We start from the raw sequence: 17,483 nt of genomic DNA, 5'->3' as shown, positions 1-17,483 counted from the left end.
CAGCAGGGGAGTCGCACAGTGGCACGGAAGCTCGCCGTCATCGGGGCCGGTCTCATGGGGTCCGGTATCGCCCAGGTCTCCGCACAGGCGGGCTGGGAGGTCGTCCTGCGTGACGTCACCGACGAGGCGCTCACCCGTGGCACCGACGGCATCAAGGCGTCGTACGACAAGTTCGTGAGCAAGGGCAGGCTGGAGGCCGCCGACGCCGAGGCCGCCCTGGCCCGTATCACCGCGACCACCGACCTCGACGCCGTCGGCGACGCCGACGTCGTCGTCGAGGCCGTCTTCGAGAAGCTGGAGGTCAAGCACGAGATCTTCCGCGCGCTCGACAAGCTCGTGCGCGACGAGGCCGTGCTCGCCTCCAACACCTCCGCGATCCCCATCACCAAGATCGCGGCGGTGACCGAGCGCCCCGAACGGGTCGTCGGTACGCACTTCTTCTCGCCGGTCCCGATGATGCAGCTCTGCGAGCTCGTCCGCGGCTACAAGACCAGCGACGAGACCCTCGCCACCGCGCGGGAGTTCGCCGAGTCCGTCGGCAAGACCTGCATCGTCGTCAACCGCGACGTGGCCGGTTTCGTCACCACCCGGCTCATCTCGGCCCTCGTCGTCGAGGCCGCGAAGCTCTACGAGTCGGGCGTGGCCACCGCCGAGGACATCGACCTCGCCTGCAAGTTGGGCTTCGGCCACGCCATGGGGCCGCTGGCCACGGCCGACCTCACCGGCGTGGACATCCTGCTGCACGCGACCAGCAACATCTACACCGAGTCCCAGGACGAGAAGTTCGCCCCGCCGGAGCTGATGCGCCGGATGGTTGACGCGGGTGACATCGGCCGAAAGAGCGGGCAGGGCTTTTACACGCACTGACGTCACGGGACCGCGTGAACCTCACGGGGATCACCCGTTGAGGTGAATTCGGTATCGGTTCGCTTACAGACGGCAACCTCTGGGGTTCCCGAACCGTCAGAAGTTGCATCACCAGAAACGACCGGCGTACGAAGACGCACTCTCGGGGAGCGCATATGTACATCAGGGGCGACCACGCCGAGCTGGTCGTCGGGGGCCGCCTCGACGTACGCAGCGCGGCGGACGCCCGTACGGTCCTGCACACGGCCGTCGACGACGGAGTCGGCGACCTGGTGCTCGACCTGTCAGGGCTGGACTCGTGGGACGCCACCGGGCTCGGGGTGATCATGGGTGTGCACCGCCGGGCGGGGAGGTGCGGGCGGCGGCTGGTGCTGCGTGAAGTGCCTCCGCAAATGCAACGCCTGCTGGTGGCCACCCGGCTGCACCGGATCCTCGCCATCGAGGGCGGCATCGGCGTGGAGTCGCTGCCCCGCGTGTGACACCGGACCACGGCCGGGGCGAATCGGTACGCCACCGAACAGGACGGCCCGGAAGTGAACGGACGTGCAGGAACGCGCGTACGGACTCATGTGTGGCCCGGTGGACGGTGGACACCCGGACGTCTCGGGAGCGAAAGGCAGCACACGCGCAATCCTCACGGGACTGTGATGTCTCGGACAGCACGGGGCCCTGGCATTCCGTGGATACTGTGCAAAGGTTTAGGGTTCGGCTGCCCGCCACCCTGACAACCCTCGTAGCGGGCACCGGACCAGAAGCGACAGCGCAGTGTGCGGCAAGGCCGGGAGGGCTCACGCACACGACGCTTTTGGGGGGCTAGGACCTATGGACCCGACGAACCGGGTACCCGAAGAGCACGGCCATGACGACTCAGGACAGGCGCCACGTCCACGTCCGCCACGCGAGTCCCTGACAGCGGACTTCGGCCAGCCCGCGCCGGCGCTCGCCCGTACCGTCCAGCTCGTCTCGGGCGACTTCCTGCTCACCGTGAACCCCGTCGACGGCAGCGAGATAGAGAACTGCCCGCCGCGGGAGCGCCCCGCCCTGCCCGAGAAGCACCCGGCCGCCGAGCGGGCGGAGATCGACCGCACCGCCCGGCCTGCCGTACCGCCGGGCCCCCAACCGCCCCGGCTGCCGCTCCTTGAGCGCAGCGACGAGCGGGAACGGCTCGTACGGCTCCTCGCGCGTGGCCGCTCCGTCCGCCTCACCGGTGCCCCCGGCTCGGGCCGCACCGCGCTCCTCGACCTCGTCGCCGACGACTGCGCGGACCTCGCCCCGGACGGTGTCGTACGCCTCTCCGGCTACCGGCGCACCGTCGGCGAACTGCTCCACGACCTGTGCGCCACTGTCCACAGGGCACCGCTGCACCGGCCCGGCCAGGAAGAGCTGCTTGAGCTCGTCCGGGAGATCGGCGCGGTCGTCGTCCTCGACGACCTGGAGTTCGGCGGCAGCGCGCTCGACGAACTGCTCGACGCCACCCCCGAGTGCGCCTTCCTGTTCGCCGCCACGCCCGATGTCCCCGCGCCGTCCGCCGACTCACCCGTCGAAGAGGTGTTCCTCGGCGGCCTCGACCGCGCCGGCGGCCTGGAACTGCTGGAGCGCGCCGTCGGGCGGGCCCTCACCGAGGACGAGTCGAACTGGGCGGGCGACCTCTGGTTCGAGTCCGAGGGCCTGCCGCTGCGGTTCGTGCAGGCCGGGGCGCTGCTCAGGCAGCGGGACCGGTTGCGCGGCGACGCGGACGCCTTCGACGAGTTCGGGATCTTCCAGGACGCGCCGGTGGACGCCCCCTTCGACGCCGGCGACGGCCACGACGTACCGCTGCCGTCCCTCGCCGAGGGGGCCGCGCCCGCCGCGCTGCTCGCGTCCCGGCTGAGCGAGTCGGCGCGCGACACACTGCGGTTCGCCGTCGCGCTCGGTGGCGAGGTGCCGCACCAGGCCCATCTGCCCGCGCTCGTGGGGGACACCCACGCGGACGCCGCCCTCGCCGAACTGGTGGGCTGCGCCCTGGTGACCCCGGTCGGCTCGCGCTACCGGCTCGCGGCCGGGGTGCAGACCCAGCTGGAGGCCGCCGGCTACGCGGACGACGCCGACGACAGGGCCGTCAGCGTCGCCCAGCACTACTCCTGGTGGGCCGGGCACCCCTCGGTCACTCCCGAGCGGGTGTCGGCCGAGGCGGACGCCGTGCTCGCCGCGCTGAACGCCGTGCTTCCCGTGACGACCCCGCCCGGCGAGGGCGAGGAGAGTGTCGCCGTGACCCTGGCCCGGCAGGCGGCGCCCGCGTTCGCCGCGGGGCTGCAGTGGGGCGCCTGGGAGCGGGCGCTGCGGTCCGGCGCCGAGGCGGCCCGGCTCGCCGGTGAGGTCGGCGACCAGGCGTACTTCCACCACGAGCTGGGCATCCTCGCGCTCTGTTCCGGGCAGCTCGACCGGGCCCGTGCCGAGCTCGAGACGTCCATCGGGCTGCGCGGTGCCCTCGCCGACAAGCGCGGCACGGTCGCGGGCCGGCGCGCGCTGGCGCTGGTCGCCGACCGATCCGGGGCGACCCCGCCATGGGGGTCCCCCCTGTTCGAGCGGAGCCGAGAACTTGGGGGAGGGCGTACGGCGGCGGGGGAGGAGGTGCCGGACGCCCGGCACGAGGAGTCGGCGTCGCCGCCCGGCGGTGTGCCCTCCGGCCTCCTCTCCCGGACCGGCTCCGGATTCGGCCCGTCCCGGACCACGGGCGACACCTCGACACTGGTCACGCACCAGGCGGGCGCCGGCCCCGTCCACAAGGCCGGCGTGAGAGGCCGCCTGGTCGGCGGTGCCCGGCGCAACCTGGTGGCCGCCGGCGCGGGCACCCTGCTCGCGGTCGTGCTCGGCACGGTGGTGACCCTGGGCGCGACCTCCGACGGCGCCGACAGCCCTCCGTCCGAGAAGGTCGGCGTCAACCCGTCGGCCAGCACCGGCATCGACGACGGCGGCCTGGGCGCGGACCGGGCGAAGAAGGGCTCGGGCGACGCCCCCGCCGACGTGGCCACGCCCACGGACCCTGGTCCCGACGGGACCTTCGGTACGCAGGACGACCCGACACCGTCGGCGAGCGGTTCGCCGTCGGACGACCCGAGCGGCACGGACAAGCCGGGCAAGCCGACGAGGACCCCGTCCCAGTCGCCCACGAGGACACCCACCAGGACCCCGTCGCAGACGCCGTCCCAGACGCCCTCGCAGACACCGTCCCAGACGCCCTCGGAGTCGCCGTCCGAGTCGCCCAGCTCGCAGAACCCGCCTCCTCCGGACACGGGCAACTCGGCCAGCCGCTCCACCTCCAGCGAGCCGCCGGAGACCACCACCTCGGCGAGCGCCCCGGACAGCAGTGCCCCCGACGCGCCCACGAACGTGATCTGACGAGTCCCGCGTACGACACGAGGGCCGGGCCCGCCACCGGACCCGGCCCTCCGTGCGTGACCTCTCAGAACAGCCGCAGCTTGTCGTCCTCGATGCCGCGGAGCGCGTCGTAGTCCAGGACCGTGCAGCCGATGCCGCGGTCGGTGGCGAGGACGCGGGCCTGGGGCTTGATCTCCTGGGCCGCGAAGATGCCGCGTACGGGTGCGAGGTGGGGGTCGCGGTTCAACAGCTCCAGGTAGCGCGTGAGTTGCTCCACGCCGTCGATCTCGCCGCGGCGCTTGATCTCCACGGCCACGGTCTGCCCGTCGGCGTCACGGCACAGGATGTCGACGGGGCCGATGGCGGTCATGTACTCGCGGCGGATGAGCGTGTAGCCCTCGCCCAGGGTCTCGATGCGGTCGGCGAGCAGTTCCTGGAGGTGCGCTTCCACGCCGTCCTTGATCAGGCCCGGGTCCACGCCCAGTTCGTGCGAGGAGTCGTGGAGGACCTCCTCCATGGTGATGATGAGCTTCTCGCCCGCCTTGTTGGTGACGGTCCAGACGCCTTCCTCGTCCCCGGAGCCCTCCTTCAGTGTGCAGGGCGGGGACATCCAGTTGAGGGGCTTGTAGGCCCGGTCGTCCGCGTGGATCGAGACGCTGCCGTCCGCTTTCACCAGGATCAGGCGGGGGGCTGAGGGGAGATGGGCCGTGAGCCGCCCGGCGTAGTCCACGGAGCAGCGGGCAATGACGAGACGCATGGTCGGAAACGCTACTCGACACCCACCACCGCACGCGATTCGACCACCTCATCACTTCCCTGAGCGCCTGGAGCCTCGTGCGCGCCGCGCACTCCGGGCGTGTGCCATCGGTGGGCATGTGCCAGAGGCAACTCGTGTGCGGCAATGGCTGATTGTGTTCCTAGTGCGAGTGCCCCGTATACGCATTCGCCTGGTGCGGTCACCGTCCGCTGCTTACCGTATGAGCGGGAGGTCGCGGCGCGTGTACGCAGCGTGTTCGATATCGCGAACCCCCACCCTGTCCGTCAACCCCCGCCCCCGCGGGGGTGCGAGAGGAGAACCCATGTCGCTCGACGTCTCACCGGCCCTACTCGAACAGGCCGAGCGAGGCGAGGTCGACGAAGCCGCCTTCGTCGACTGCGTCCGGACCTCCCTGCCCTACGCATGGGAGATGATCAGCTCCCTGGTGGCCCAGCTGAAGGTCGACGGCGGTGAGTTCGCCGACAACCAGACGCCCCCGCCGGACGAGCAGGCACGTGGCCAGCTGCTGCGTGCGCTCGCGAGTGACGCGATACGCGGCGCGCTGCAGCGGCACTTCGGGGTGCGCCTGGCCTTCCAGAACTGCCACCGGGTGGCCGTGTTCCCGCTGGACCCGTCGGTGGACGACACGCTGGCTCGCTTCACCTCGGTGCGCAACCAGCTGCTGAACCAGTCGCCGGAGCTTCGGGACTGCTGAGGCGGCCATGCCGCACTGCTTGCCGCTCCGTACGCGGGAGGTGCAGTTGTACCGGAGCGGCAAGCTCCTCGCCGTGCAGGACCGTGGCGTGTCCGTCAGCCGAGGTGGGGGAGCACCTCGGCGCCGAGCCTGCGCACGTTCTCCTCGGTGGCCGCCAGATCGCCGGTGCCCTCGACGAGCAGGGCGAAGCGCGAGATGCCCGTCCGCTCCGATGTCGCCGCCAGCCGGTCCGCGCACAGGCGGGGGGTGCCCACCGGGTGCAGCCCGCAGAGCAGTTCCGTGTACGCCAGGGGGTCGCGCATCGTGCGGGCGCGGCCGTCCACCGTCACATGGGCGTCCAGACCGTGCCTGAGCCAGCCCGGCATGGCCTTCGTGAGTGCCTCGACCGCGTCCGTCCGCCGGTCCGCGATCTGGCAGACACCGGCCGACACATGGCCGGCGACGGCGATCTCGTCCGCCGAACGGCCCGCCGCGCGTGCGTGATTGCGCCACAGTGCGACCATCTCCGCCTTCTCCTCGTCCCCGACGTGCATCCCGAGGAGCATCGGCAGTCCGCGCTCGGCGGCGAGCCGGATGCTCGACGGGGACGTGCAGGCGACGACGACCTCCGGGCCGGGGGCGCCGCTCAGCACCTCCGAGGGCCGCGGGACGACCGGGACCTCGCGGAAGGCGAATCGTTCCCCCGCCGCTTCCACCGTGGGTTGGCGCAGCCACCGCACCAGCAGATCGAGTGACTCCGGGAACCCCTTCTCGTACGCCTCGATGCCCGTCCCGAAGACCTCCAGGTCCACCCATGGGCCGCCGCGTCCCACCCCCAGCGAGAAGCGGCCCCCGGACGTCACGTGGAGCAGCGCGGCCTGCTCGCCGAGGGACACCGGGTGGGCGGTGGGGAGCACACTGACCGCCGTGCCGACGCGGATCCGCCGCGTGCGCCCGAGCAGTAACGCGGCGAGGGTGACCGCCGACGGACAAGTCCCGTACGGAACGAAGTGGTGCTCGGCCAGCCAGACCGCGTCGAGGCCGGCCTCCTCGGCCACCTCCGCCGTCCGTACGGCGCGGTGAAGCGCCTCCCCCTGGCCCTGTCCCGGGAACTGGGCCGCCAGTACAAAAGTGCCAACGTGCATCGCGTTTCCTGCTTTCTCGGTGCTCCGACCCGGAGCTCCCCCACCCTGCATAACCGCCTGACACGTGCCAAGGACACGGCCTGGCGGCGAGATTTGCGGATTGTCTGCAGAATGCGCTGGACGGAGGGGGTTCTGTGGCGGTTCGCGGAGTACGCGTACCCGTGGTCGGCACGCGTAGGCTGGACACGACCCGTCCCCCCTGTATAGCCCCGTGAGGTGTTCTGTGTCGCCGCGTCGCAACCGACCCAAGGGCGCCGGTCCGTCCGGCCGGAGCGCCGACGAGGACCAGGGCGACCGTTACGGCGGCTGGCAGTCCACGGAGAGCTGGCAGGGCGAGGACTGGAGCGTGCGCCATGTGGCCGGGGCCAGTGCCGAGGGCAAGACGTACCGCTGCCCGGGCTGCGACCAGATGATCTCCTCCGGGGTCCCCCACGTGGTGGCCTGGCCCCAGCACGCCGGCGTCGACGACCGCCGCCACTGGCACAAGGCCTGCTGGAACGCGAAGGACCGCCGCACCACGAGGGTGCGGCGGTCCCGTAACGCGCCACGTTTCTAGGCGGGTCGGCTCACCGGCCCGTCAACGCGCCTCACACGTCCCGCCGCTCCAGCAGCACGAACGCGCCCGCGATCGCGGCCCCCGTCAGGCCCGTGAGGAGGACCAGCTGGGCGTTCCCCCCGCCGCTCCCCTCGGTGCCCACCGCGAAGATCTCGGCGAGGGAGTTGGGGGCGCTGTACTCCATCATCTTCTCGCCGATCTCGCGCATGCTCTCCGAGATCATCAGGAACGCGGGCAGGATCGCGGGCACCAGCACGAGCCCGAGCATCGCGGTGATCGCACCCGCCGAGTGCCGCAGCATCGATCCCACCGCGAGCGCGAGGACACCGAGCAACGAGACGTACAGGGCGCCCTTGAAGACCGTGCCGATCCAGTCGTTGCTCGTCCCGTCGTCGTGCAGGCTCTGCGTGAACAGACCGACCAGCCCGATGGCGAAGGCCGACACGACGTACGCCACCGCGAAGAAGATCAGCAGCTTGGCGGTGAGCACCCGGTGCCGCTGCGGCGAGGCCGTGAACGTCGTACGGATCATGCCCGTCCCGTACTCCGACGAGATCACCAGCACGCCCAGCGTGATGAGGCAGATCTGACCCAGGATCAGGCCGAAGAAGGCCGGGATGGTGTACGGGACGTCCGAGAAGTCCTCGCCCTGCGTCTGCGTCGCGACCAGGAAGCCGATGCCGATGACGAGCAGCAGGAAGATGCCCAGCGTCCACATCGTCGAGCGCACCGACTTGATCTTCGTCCACTCGGAGGCGAGGGCGTGCCCGAGGTGGGTGCGCACGACCGGGATGGGCGAGGTGTACGAACCGCCGGGCGACGCCTGCCAGTTGGGTGCGGGCTGCTGGGTCGCGGGAGGCTGGGGCGTGCTCATCGGGCGTCCTCGGGCTTGGTCGGGGAGGGAGCGGGAGCGGCAGGGGGCTGCGGGGGCGCCGCGGGCGCCGGGGCGGCGTACGGGTTGGGCTGACCCTGCGCCGGCGCACCGGGCGCGGGCGGGGCGCCGTACGGCCCCGCGGGCGGCTGGCCCTGGGGCGTCCCCTGCGGCATCCCTTGCGGCATCGCGAACGGCTGCCCGCCCTGCTGGGGCGGCGGCGGGGCGTACCACCCCGGCTGACCCTGCCCCGGCACCGGGACCGGCGGCTGCGCACCGGGCGGCAGCGGCTGCATCAGCCCCTCCTTCTGGTCGACGGTCGACCGGTAGTCCACGGCACCCTGCGTCATCCGCATGTACGCCTCCTCCAGCGAGGCCTGGTGTGGCGACAGCTCCCACAGGCGTACGTCGGCGCCGTGCGCGAGATCGCTGATGCGCGGCAGCGGCAGGCCGGTCACGCGCAGGGCGCCGTCCGCCTCGGGCAGCACCTGTCCGCCCGCCTCGGTCAGCGCGGCCGTCAGCTTCTCCCGCTGCTGCGGCTCGGTGTCGGGGGTACGGACCCGTGCGAAGTCGGCCGAGTTGTGCGAGATGAAGTCCTTGACGCTCATGTCGGCGAGCAACTGCCCGCGCCCGATCACGATCAGGTGATCGGCGGTGAGAGCCATCTCGCTCATCAGGTGCGAGGAGACGAACACGGTCCGCCCCTCGGCCGCCAGGGACTTCATCAGGTTCCGCACCCACAGGATGCCCTCGGGGTCGAGCCCGTTGACCGGCTCGTCGAAGAGCAGCACCTGGGGGTCACCGAGCAGCGCGGCGGCGATGCCGAGCCGTTGTCCCATGCCCAGCGAGAATCCCTTGGAGCGCTTTCTGGCCACGTCCTGCAGGCCGACGACGCCCAGCACCTCGTCCACGCGGCGTGCCGGAATGCCGGACAGCTGCGCGAGGCACAGCAGGTGACTGCGGGCACTGCGTCCGCCGTGCACCGCCTTGGCGTCCAGCAGGGCGCCCACCTGGCGGGGCGCGTTCGGCAGCTTCCGGTAGGGATAGCCGCCGATCGTCACCTGCCCCGTGGTGGGGTTGTCCAGGCCGAGGATCATCCGCATGGTCGTCGACTTGCCCGAGCCGTTCGGCCCGAGGAAGCCGGTGACGGAACCAGGGCGCACCTGGAAGGAAAGGTTGTACACGGCTGTCTTGTCGCCATAGCGTTTCGTCAGGCCGACTGCCTCGATCATGCTCCGCACCCATCAGCAAGGTCAGGACGTCGGGGCACACGCCCCCCGTAAGAGTTAGGAGCATATCGAGCCGCTGACGGTTCCCTCCGGGGGTGGAGCAGGTCGCGTCTGCCGGGTTCTGTTTCTGGGCGGCTGCGGGTTCCCTCCGGGGGCGTGGGCGACGATCTCGTCTGCCGGGTCCTGCCGGTGGCCATGTGCGGGTTGTGAGGGGCTGGTCGCGCAGTTCCCCGCGCCCCTAAAGGCACGAGGGCGCGCCCCAGGCTTTTAAGGGGCGCGGGGAACTGCGCGATCAACCACGACGGACCCGCAGCCGCCCACGCACAGAACCCGGCAGACGCGACCCGCCCAACCCCCGGGGGGAACCGGCAGACGAGACCGGCTGACCCCCGGCGGGAACCGGCAGACGCGAACCCCGCCCCAGCCCAGCGCAGCGGCTACGCGTCGCGGTGCCGGAGGACCCCGTACCCGCCCAGCAACGCCACGAGCACCCACAGCACCATGATCCCCAGACCGCCCCACGGACCGTACGGCGTGTCGTCGTCGACCGGTGCGACGACCCGCATGATCCTGCTGCCGGCCTGGTCGGGCAGATAGCGCGCGACCTTCTCGGTCGCCGACACGTTGCCGAGGATGTTGGAGACGAGGAAGAAGAACGGCATCAGGACGCCCAGCGCCGGCAGCGGGCCGCGCAGCATCGCGGCCACGCCCATGGAGAACACGGCCATGAGCGTCATGTAGAGCCCGCCCCCGATGACCGCGCGCAGGACACCGGGCTCGTCGAGCGAGGTGCGGTGCCCGCCGAGCATCGCCTGGCCGAGGAGGAAGGTGACGAAGCTGATCGCGAGGCCGACGGCGAAGGCGAGCGCGGTCGCCACGGCGATCTTGCTGAAGAGGAACGTGCCGCGCTGCGGGACGGCGGCCAGCGACGTGCGGATCATGCCGGTGCTGTACTCGTTCGACACCACCAGCACACCGAAGACGATCATCGAGAGCTGGCCGAGGCTCATCCCCGCGAAGCTCACGTACGTGGGATCGAAGGCGATCCTCTCCTCCGGGGGCATGTTCTCCCAGTCACGGTTGACCAGCGCCGGGATCAGCATGCCGAGGGCGATCGTGACGACCGCGGCGATCCCGAGCGTCCAGACGGTGGACGCCACCGACCGGATCTTGGTCCACTCGGAACGCACCACCTGTACCGCCGCCATGCTCAGGACCCCTTCTTCCAGTCGCTGCCCCACGCCCGGCGCGTGGGCACCGGCATCGCCTCGTCCGCGGCCGGCACGGCGGCACCCGCACGGGAGTGGTACTCCACCGACTCCGCCGTCAGCCGCATGAACGCCTCCTCCAGCGAGGCCTGCTGCGGGCTCAGCTCGTGCAGCACGACCTGGTGCCGCGCGGCCAGCTCACCGATCTGCTCGGGCTTGCAGCCGTCCGCCTCCAGCGCCCCGCCCTCCGCCTCGACCGCCGTGATCCCCGCCCCGTCCAGTACGTCCAGCAGCCGCTCCCGCTGCGGCGTACGGATCCTGACGTACGACCGGGAGTTCCGCTGGATGAAGTCCGCCATGGAGGTGTCGGCGAGCAGCCGGCCCTGGCCGATGACGACGAGGTGGTCGGCGGTCAGCGCCATCTCGCTCATCAGGTGCGAGGAGACGAAGACCGTACGGCCCTGCGCGGCGAGGGATTTCATCAGGGTGCGGATCCAGTGGATGCCCTCGGGGTCGAGCCCGTTGACCGGCTCGTCGAACATCAGGATGTGGGGGTCGCCGAGGAGCGCGCCCGCGATGCCGAGCCGCTGCCCCATGCCGTAACTGAATCCCCTGGCCTTCTTCCGGGCCACCGCTGTGAGACCGACGGCGTCGAGGACCTCGGTCACGCGGCTCTTCGGGATGCCGTTGCTCTGCGCGAGGCACAGGAGGTGGTGGTAGGCGCTGCGGCCGCCGTGCACGGCCTTCGCGTCGAGGAGCGCGCCGATGGACATCAGCGGTTCCCTGAGCTGGTCGTAGTGCTTGCCGTCGATGCGGACATCACCCAGGGTGGGCCGGTCGAGCCCCAGCACCATCCGCATCGTCGTCGACTTGCCGGCCCCGTTCGGCCCGAGGAACCCGGTGACGATGCCGGGTCGGACGGTGAAGGTGAGGTTGTTGACCGCCACTTGCTCGCCGTAGCGCTTGGTCAGTCCCTCCAGCTCGATCATGCGGCCACGCTAAAACGGGACAAAGCCCCCTGCCACCGGAGTGGCAGGGGGCTTCGCACACCTGCTGCGGAACGCTCAGGCGTTACCGGGACTGCTGCGCCGGAACCCCACGGGAGATCGGCTCGTCCTCGGCCGGCGAACCGGCGGCGGCCACCGCGGCGCCCGTGAGCGTCGCGAGCATCTCGCGGACGTTCGTCAGCTGGGCGTTGATGCTGTCGCGGCGGTTGGTGAGGGCGGCCAGCTCGCGCTCGGATTCGGAACGGATCCGGTCGGCCTTGGCGTTGGCGTCGGCCACGATGTCCTCGGCCTGGCGCTGGGCCGTCTCCACCGTCTGGCGGGCGCGGCGCTCGGCGTCCGTGCGCAGCTTCTCGGCCTCGAGACGGAGCTGCTCGGCGCGGTGCTCGATCTCGGCGAGACGCTTCTCGGCCTTGGCCTGACGGGAGGCCAGGTCGCGCTCGGACTGCTCGCGGCGCTTGGCGAGGTTCGTCTCGAAGTCGGCGGCGGCCTGAGCGGCCTTGGCGCGGGTCTCCTCGAAGAGGGCGTCCGCCTCCTCGCGCTTGGACTGCGCGTCCTTCTGCGCCTCGGCCCGCAGCTGGGAGGCGTCGCTCTTGGCCTTCTCGACGATCCTGACGCCCTCGTCCTCGGCCTTGGCCTTGCGCTCCGCAGCGAACGATTCTGCGTCGTTGCGCACCTGCTGGGCCGCCGACTCGGCGAGCTCGCGGTGCTGCTCGGCGGCGCGGCGGGCCTCCTCACGCAGGTCCTTCGCCTCTTCCTCGGCGAGGCGGAGGATCTTCTCGACGCGCGCGCCGAGCCCGGCGTACGACGGCTCGGCGTCGACGACCTGGGCCTGGGCGTTCTGCGTTTCGAGGTGAAGCTCCTCGATGCGCTTTTCCAGAGCAGTGATACGGGCCAGAGCGCTGTCGCGGTCGGAGACGAGCTTCGAGATGCGTTCGTCCACCTGCGCGCGGTCGTACCCACGCCGCACAAGCTCGAAGCCATAGGGGGAAGTGTCGCTCATGGGGTTCCTGTCGAATGAGACCGGTGAGGTGATAGGTGGAATCCTAGGGGGCGAAGCGGCGTGTCATCGAGCAGATGCGCGTTTGATCTGGAGAATGACACCCCTTTTGAGTGGCGAACCTACAGTTACTTGTCAGAAACTTTGCGTAGAGGGCTCCCGCACGCTCCGCTGAGCATGGATCGGCGCCTCAGACTAGCCGTCTGACGCCTTGCCACCCGATCTGGGTGCGCCCACCGCGGCGCCGGCCTTGACGCCGCCGTCCTTGCCGCTCGACGGGGCCTCAAAAGACTCCAACGCCTCCAGGACGTCCTGGACACGGGAGATCTCGGCATTGATGTCCTCGCGCCGCCGCACCAGGACCTCCAGCTCCCGCTTGCCCTCCTCGACCGTGGCCCGCGCCTCGCGGATCGCCTCGGCCTTGAGCTCCTCGGCCTCCCGGATGAGGGTGTTCCTCTTCTGCTCGGCCTCCTTCAGGAGGCCCTCGGCCTTCTTCACGGCGGCGATCCGCACCTTGCCCGCCTCGGAGTTCGCCTCCGAGACCAGCTCCTTGGCCTTCGCCTGGGCCTTCTCCAACTGCTCCTCGGCGGCCTTGATGAGCGCGTCGCACCGGTCGCCCGCGGCCTTCATCGTCTCGGCCGACTCCCGGCGGGCCCGCTCGTGCAGCGCCTCGATCTCGCCGGTGATGCGGTCGCGCAGCTCCTCCGCGCGCTTTCTGATCGCGGTGGCGTCCCGGCGCGCGCCGACCAGCAGCTCGTCCGCGTCCGTGCGGGCCCGCTCCACCAGGGAGTTGCCCTCCACGGTCGCCTCCGAGACCAGGCGGTCGGCCTCCGCGCGGGCCGCGCCGACCATGCTGTCGGCCTGCGCCTCGGCGTCCGCGGTGGTCTTGTGCGCCTGCTGCTGTGCCTCCGAGATGAGCTTGTCGGCCTCGGCGGCGGTCTCCGTGATGAGCTTGTCGACCTGCTCGGCCGCCTCGGAACGCCGCTTGTTGGCGTCCTTGCGGACCTCGTCCAGCGTCCGGTCGGCCTCCTCGCGCGCGGCCGTGGTGACCCGCTCGGCCTCGGCCTCCGCCTCCGCCCGCAGGCGCTCGGACTCGACGCGGATCCGCTCGGCGTGCTGCTGCGCGGAGCCCACGGTCTCGGCCGCCTCGGCGCGCAGCCGCTCGGCCTCGCTGGTCGCGTCCGCGATGAGCTTGTCGGCCTTCGCGACGGACTCCGCGCGGCGCCGCTCGACCTCCGCGGCCGTCTCGCTGGTGAGCCGCTCCGCCTCGGCCGTCACCTCGGTGATGAGCGTGTCGGCCTGGGTGGCGGCGTCCGAGCGGATCCGGTTCGCGTCCTCGCGGGCCTCGGCACGGGTGCGCGAGGCGTCCTGCTCGGCGGCAGCGATGGCGTCCGACGCCTCGGTGCGGACACGCTGGGCGTGCTCGGCCGCCTCGGCGCGCAGCCGCTCGGCCTCGGCGATCGCCTCGGATACCGTGCGCTCCGCGAGCGACTTGGCGGCCTCCGACTCCGCCGCCGCCTCGCGCCGGACCCGGGCCGCGTCCTCGCTGGCCCGCTCGCGCTCGGCGTAGGCGTCGGCGCGGACCCGGTCCGACTCCTCCTCGGCCTCCCGCCGCGTACGGTCCGCCGCGTGCTCCGCGGCGTTGCGCAGGCCGGCGATCTCCTCCTGGGCCTGCTCGTGCAGCCCGGCCACGGAGTCGCGCACCTGCTGGGCGTGCTGCTCGGCGGCCGACACCATCTCGGTGGCGCGCCGGTCGGCCTCCTCGACCAGGCGCAGCGCCTCGGCCTCGGCCTGCTCCACGCGTGCCCGCGCCGAGGCCAGCAGCTCCTCGCTCTGCTCCCGGGCCCGCTCGCGCTCCTGATCCGCCTCCTGCCGGGCGGCGCCGAGGAGTTCGTCGGCCTCGCGGCGGCGCCGGGCGGCCTCCTCCTGTGCGGCGGCCAGCGTCTCGGCGCTCTCGGTCGCCAGCCGCTCGGCCGCGGCCAGCGCCTCGGCCCGCACCCGGTCCGCGGTGTCCTGAGCCTCCGCCTTCAGCCGCTCCGCCTCGGACGCGGCCTCCGAGCGCAGACGTACGGCGATGGCCTCGCCCTCGGCCCGGGACGCCGACGCGTCGGAGGCGGCCTCGGTACGCACCCGCTCGGCCTCGGCCTCGGCCTGTGCCTGGAGCGAACGGATCCGTTCGGCGGCCTCGGAACGGAGCCGGTCGGTCTCCTCGGCGGCCTCACGGCGGATCCGCTCGGCCTCCGCGCGGGCGTCGCTGAGCGCCTGCTCCGCCGACGCGAGCCGCTGTTCGGCGTCGGAGCGCAGCCGGTTCAGCTCCTCGGCGGCCTCCGCCTCGCGGGAGGCGACCGCGCGCTCGGTCTCCTCGCGCAGCTCACGGGCGGCGCGCTCGGCCTCCGCCTTGATGGTCTCGGCCAGCTCGACGGCCTCGTCGCGCTGCCGCTCCGCCTCCTTGCGCGTGCGGTCGAGGGTTTCCTCGGCCTGACGGCGCAGCGTCGAGGCACGCTCGATGGCCTCCGTGCGGACCTTCTCGCTGTCCGTCGTGGCCGACTGCCGCAGCTCGTCCGCGTCCGCCTTCGCCTTGGCGAGCAGCTCCTCGGCGGTCTTGGCGCCCTCCTCGATCTGCTGGACGGCCTCGCGGCGTGCCTCGGAGCGGATGCGCTCGCCCTCGGCGACCGCGTCGGCCCGCAGCTGCTCGGCCTCGCCGCGCAGCCGGCGCGCCTCCTCCTGCAGCTCGACCGTCTTGGCGCGGTACTCCTCGGTGTCGTCCTTCGCCGCGCCCTTGAGCTGCTCGGCGAGGTCGTGCGCCTCGGCGCGCAGCCGGTCCGCCTCGGCCTCGGCCTCACCGCGGATGCGCTCGGCCTCCTCGGAAGCGGCCTTGATGGTGCTCCTGGCGTCCTCCGACGCCTTGTTGAGGACGTCCTCGGCCGTCTTCGCCGTCTTGGCGAGCTGGGACGCGGACTCCTCGGCGGTGATCGAGCGGGCCCTCTCGGCGGCCTCGGCGACGATCTTCTCGGCCTCGGCGCGCGCGTCCGCGACGACTTCCTCGGCGGACGCCTTGGTGGCCTCGGCCTCCTTCGTGGCCTCCTCGACCAGACGGGCGACCTGCTCCTTCGCCGTCCGCGTGCGCTGCTCGTTCGTCGACTCGGCGCTGGCCAGGGCCTTGGCCGCGGCCTCCTTGGCCTCGGCGACCACCTTGTCGGCCTCGGCGCGGGCCTTCTGCAGCGCCGTCTCGGCCTCGGCCATGCGCTGCTCGGCGGCCCGGCTCAGCTCGGTGGCCTGACGGCGGGCGGTGTCCGACTCGGTCGCGGAGGAGGAGCGCAGCTGCTCGGCGTGCTCGGTGGCCTCCTGGGCCTGGGTGGAGGCGGCGTTCAGCAGCCGCTCGGCCTCCGCGCGGGCCCGGCGCAGGATCTGGTCGGCCTCGGAGCGGGCCGACTCGGCCTCCTCCCTCAGCCGCTGACGGGCCTCGGAGGCCACCCGCTCGGCCTCGGCACGGGCCGCGGCCAGCGCCTGGTCTGCCTCCGCACGGGACTCGTCCAGCAGACGGCGGGCCTGCTGCTCGGAGCGGGCGCGCAGCTGCTCCGCCCAGGCCACGTTCTCGTTGACGTGCGACTCGACGGTCTGGCGGCGCTCGGAGAGCTCCTGGTCGAGCTGCTGGCGGCGCGAGACGGCCTCGGCGTGCAGCTCGGCCTGGAGACGGGCGGCCTGCTCGGCGTGCTCCTGGAGGATGCGCTGGGTCTGCGCCCGGGCCTGGCTCAGCTCACGCTCGGCCTCCGCGCGCAGCTGGTCGGCCTGCACCTGGGCCTGGCGGAGCATCTGCTCGGCCTGGTAGCCGATGTCCGATCCGTCGAACGAGGGCCGGGACATGATGGTGCGGCGCGCCTCGTGCAGCTTGGCGCGCAGCACCTCGACCTGGTAGCCGAGGTCCTCGGCGTGCTGGATCGCCTTTTCCCGCTCGGTCTTCAGCCGCTCCATCTCGGCCTCGAACCGAGAGAGGTGGTCGACGTCAGCCGCCGGCTCTCGCTCCTGGCGTTCGTAGCCCCGCACTGCGCGGTCCCATCCGTCCCCTGGTCGCAAGCTTCTCCAAACGAGCTCCGTCCAACCGCCGAACGGGGCCCCCGGGGAATGGTGTCAGATCAACGGCGGAGCGCGGGCTGCCGCCCTGACCCTCGCGTCCCCCGAAACCTGGACCCCGGCCCTTGGGTCCCGTCGTCGGAAGGCGGCAGGACCCCGGCCGTCTCCTCGACAAGGCGACGGCCGACCCCAACCCTACCGGCCCCTATGTACGGGGGTCAGTGCTCAGGTGACTCAACGGGCGCCGAAGTGACCAGTTCTGTCAGTACCCCGTGACAATCCTTGGGGTGCAGGAACGTGATCCGTGACCCCATGGAACCGCGCCGCGGCTCGTCGTACAGGACGCGTACTCCCTTGTCCCTGATGTCGGCGGACGCGGCGTCGACGTCCGACGTACCGAACGCGATGTGGTGGACGCCCTCGCCGTTCTTCGCCAGCCACTTCCCGACGGCGGAGTCCTCCCTGGTCGGCTCCAGTAGCTGGAGGTACGACGCGCCGCCGTCGTCCGTGCTGTTGATCCTGAGCATGGCCTCCCGCACGCCCTGCTCCTCGTTGACCTCGGAGTGGTACACCTCGAAGCCGTACGTGGCCCGGTAGAACTCGACGGTCGCGTCGAGGTCGAAACAGGCGATCCCGATGTGGTCGATTCGCGTCAGCATGGTGTCAGTGCACCGCTCCCGCGGCGGTTACGCAACGTGCGCGCGATCACACTCTTCGCCGGATG

The 17,483-nt window shown here is 71.8% G+C and carries 14 protein-coding genes; 5 read left to right on the top strand and 9 right to left on the bottom strand.

Features of this window, described 5'->3' with window-relative positions:
* Window positions 1-18: 18 nt before the first annotated feature.
* The 3 genes from ACZ49J_RS39275 (at window position 19) to ACZ49J_RS39265 (ending at window position 4,245) form a co-directional block, all read left to right on the top strand.
* Window positions 19-867: a 3-hydroxyacyl-CoA dehydrogenase family protein gene (locus tag ACZ49J_RS39275; protein WP_467450726.1), complete on the top strand. Its 849-nt coding sequence runs from the start codon at window positions 19-21 to the stop codon at window positions 865-867.
* A 155-nt stretch (window positions 868-1,022) separates the two neighbouring features.
* Complete coding sequence (locus ACZ49J_RS39270; protein WP_152771282.1) at window positions 1,023-1,346, top strand: STAS domain-containing protein; 324 nt, start codon at window positions 1,023-1,025, stop codon at window positions 1,344-1,346.
* A 343-nt stretch (window positions 1,347-1,689) separates the two neighbouring features.
* The gene (locus ACZ49J_RS39265) at window positions 1,690-4,245 is read left to right on the top strand and encodes an ATP-binding protein (protein WP_467450725.1); all 2,556 of its coding nucleotides are present in this window, start codon (window positions 1,690-1,692) and stop codon (window positions 4,243-4,245) included.
* Between the two features lie 64 nt (window positions 4,246-4,309).
* Here the strand turns inward: ACZ49J_RS39265 and nucS are convergent, their stop codons facing one another.
* Window positions 4,310-4,981: an endonuclease NucS gene (gene nucS / locus ACZ49J_RS39260; protein WP_467450724.1), complete on the bottom strand. Its 672-nt coding sequence runs from the start codon at window positions 4,979-4,981 to the stop codon at window positions 4,310-4,312.
* A gap of 322 nt (window positions 4,982-5,303) precedes the next feature.
* Here nucS and ACZ49J_RS39255 point away from each other — a divergent pair, with 322 nt between their 5' ends.
* Window positions 5,304-5,696, top strand: a complete 393-nt coding sequence (locus tag ACZ49J_RS39255; protein WP_131559062.1) for an SCO5389 family protein — start codon at window positions 5,304-5,306, stop codon at window positions 5,694-5,696.
* Between the two features lie 95 nt (window positions 5,697-5,791).
* Here ACZ49J_RS39255 and ACZ49J_RS39250 read toward each other — a convergent pair whose 3' ends face one another.
* Window positions 5,792-6,820: an LLM class flavin-dependent oxidoreductase gene (locus ACZ49J_RS39250; RefSeq protein ID WP_467450723.1), complete on the bottom strand. Its 1,029-nt coding sequence runs from the start codon at window positions 6,818-6,820 to the stop codon at window positions 5,792-5,794.
* A gap of 223 nt (window positions 6,821-7,043) precedes the next feature.
* On the opposite strand from ACZ49J_RS39250, the gene ACZ49J_RS39245 reads away from it, so the two are divergent.
* Window positions 7,044-7,376, top strand: coding sequence for an ATP/GTP-binding protein (locus ACZ49J_RS39245; RefSeq protein ID WP_467450721.1), 333 nt, complete (start codon window positions 7,044-7,046; stop codon window positions 7,374-7,376).
* 31 nt (window positions 7,377-7,407) lie between these two features.
* Here the strand turns inward: ACZ49J_RS39245 and ACZ49J_RS39240 are convergent, their stop codons facing one another.
* The 7 genes from ACZ49J_RS39240 to mce all read right to left on the bottom strand — a co-directional run bounded on the left by ACZ49J_RS39240 (window position 7,408) and on the right by mce (window position 17,418).
* Window positions 7,408-8,250, bottom strand: coding sequence for an ABC transporter permease (locus tag ACZ49J_RS39240; protein ID WP_467450720.1), 843 nt, complete (start codon window positions 8,248-8,250; stop codon window positions 7,408-7,410).
* A complete protein-coding gene (locus tag ACZ49J_RS39235; protein ID WP_467450718.1) occupies window positions 8,247-9,479 on the bottom strand; it encodes an ABC transporter ATP-binding protein in 1,233 nt (410 codons plus the stop codon). Before ACZ49J_RS39235 ends, ACZ49J_RS39240 begins: the two co-directional genes overlap by 4 nt.
* 434 nt (window positions 9,480-9,913) lie before the next feature.
* Window positions 9,914-10,684 (bottom strand): ABC transporter permease, encoded by a 771-nt coding sequence (locus tag ACZ49J_RS39230; RefSeq protein WP_467450717.1) that lies wholly within the window; start codon window positions 10,682-10,684, stop codon window positions 9,914-9,916.
* Window positions 10,685-10,686: 2 nt separating this feature from the next.
* Window positions 10,687-11,673 (bottom strand): ATP-binding cassette domain-containing protein, encoded by a 987-nt coding sequence (locus ACZ49J_RS39225; RefSeq protein ID WP_467450716.1) that lies wholly within the window; start codon window positions 11,671-11,673, stop codon window positions 10,687-10,689.
* 82 nt (window positions 11,674-11,755) lie between these two features.
* Window positions 11,756-12,691 (bottom strand): cellulose-binding protein, encoded by a 936-nt coding sequence (locus tag ACZ49J_RS39220; protein WP_467450714.1) that lies wholly within the window; start codon window positions 12,689-12,691, stop codon window positions 11,756-11,758.
* Window positions 12,692-12,883: 192 nt separating this feature from the next.
* Entirely contained in the window at window positions 12,884-16,732 is a 3,849-nt protein-coding gene (gene scy, locus ACZ49J_RS39215) for a polarized growth protein Scy (RefSeq protein ID WP_467450712.1), read from the bottom strand.
* A gap of 245 nt (window positions 16,733-16,977) precedes the next feature.
* On the bottom strand, window positions 16,978-17,418 hold the full coding sequence (mce, locus tag ACZ49J_RS39210; RefSeq protein WP_467450710.1) for a methylmalonyl-CoA epimerase: 441 nt from the start codon (window positions 17,416-17,418) through the stop codon (window positions 16,978-16,980).
* Between the last annotated feature and the right edge of the window lie 65 nt (window positions 17,419-17,483).

It is taken from the genome of Streptomyces sp. NPDC030840 (assembly GCF_055572015.1).
Note: the sequence above shows the minus strand (reverse complement) of the source record. Positions and strands in the feature narration are given on the sequence as shown.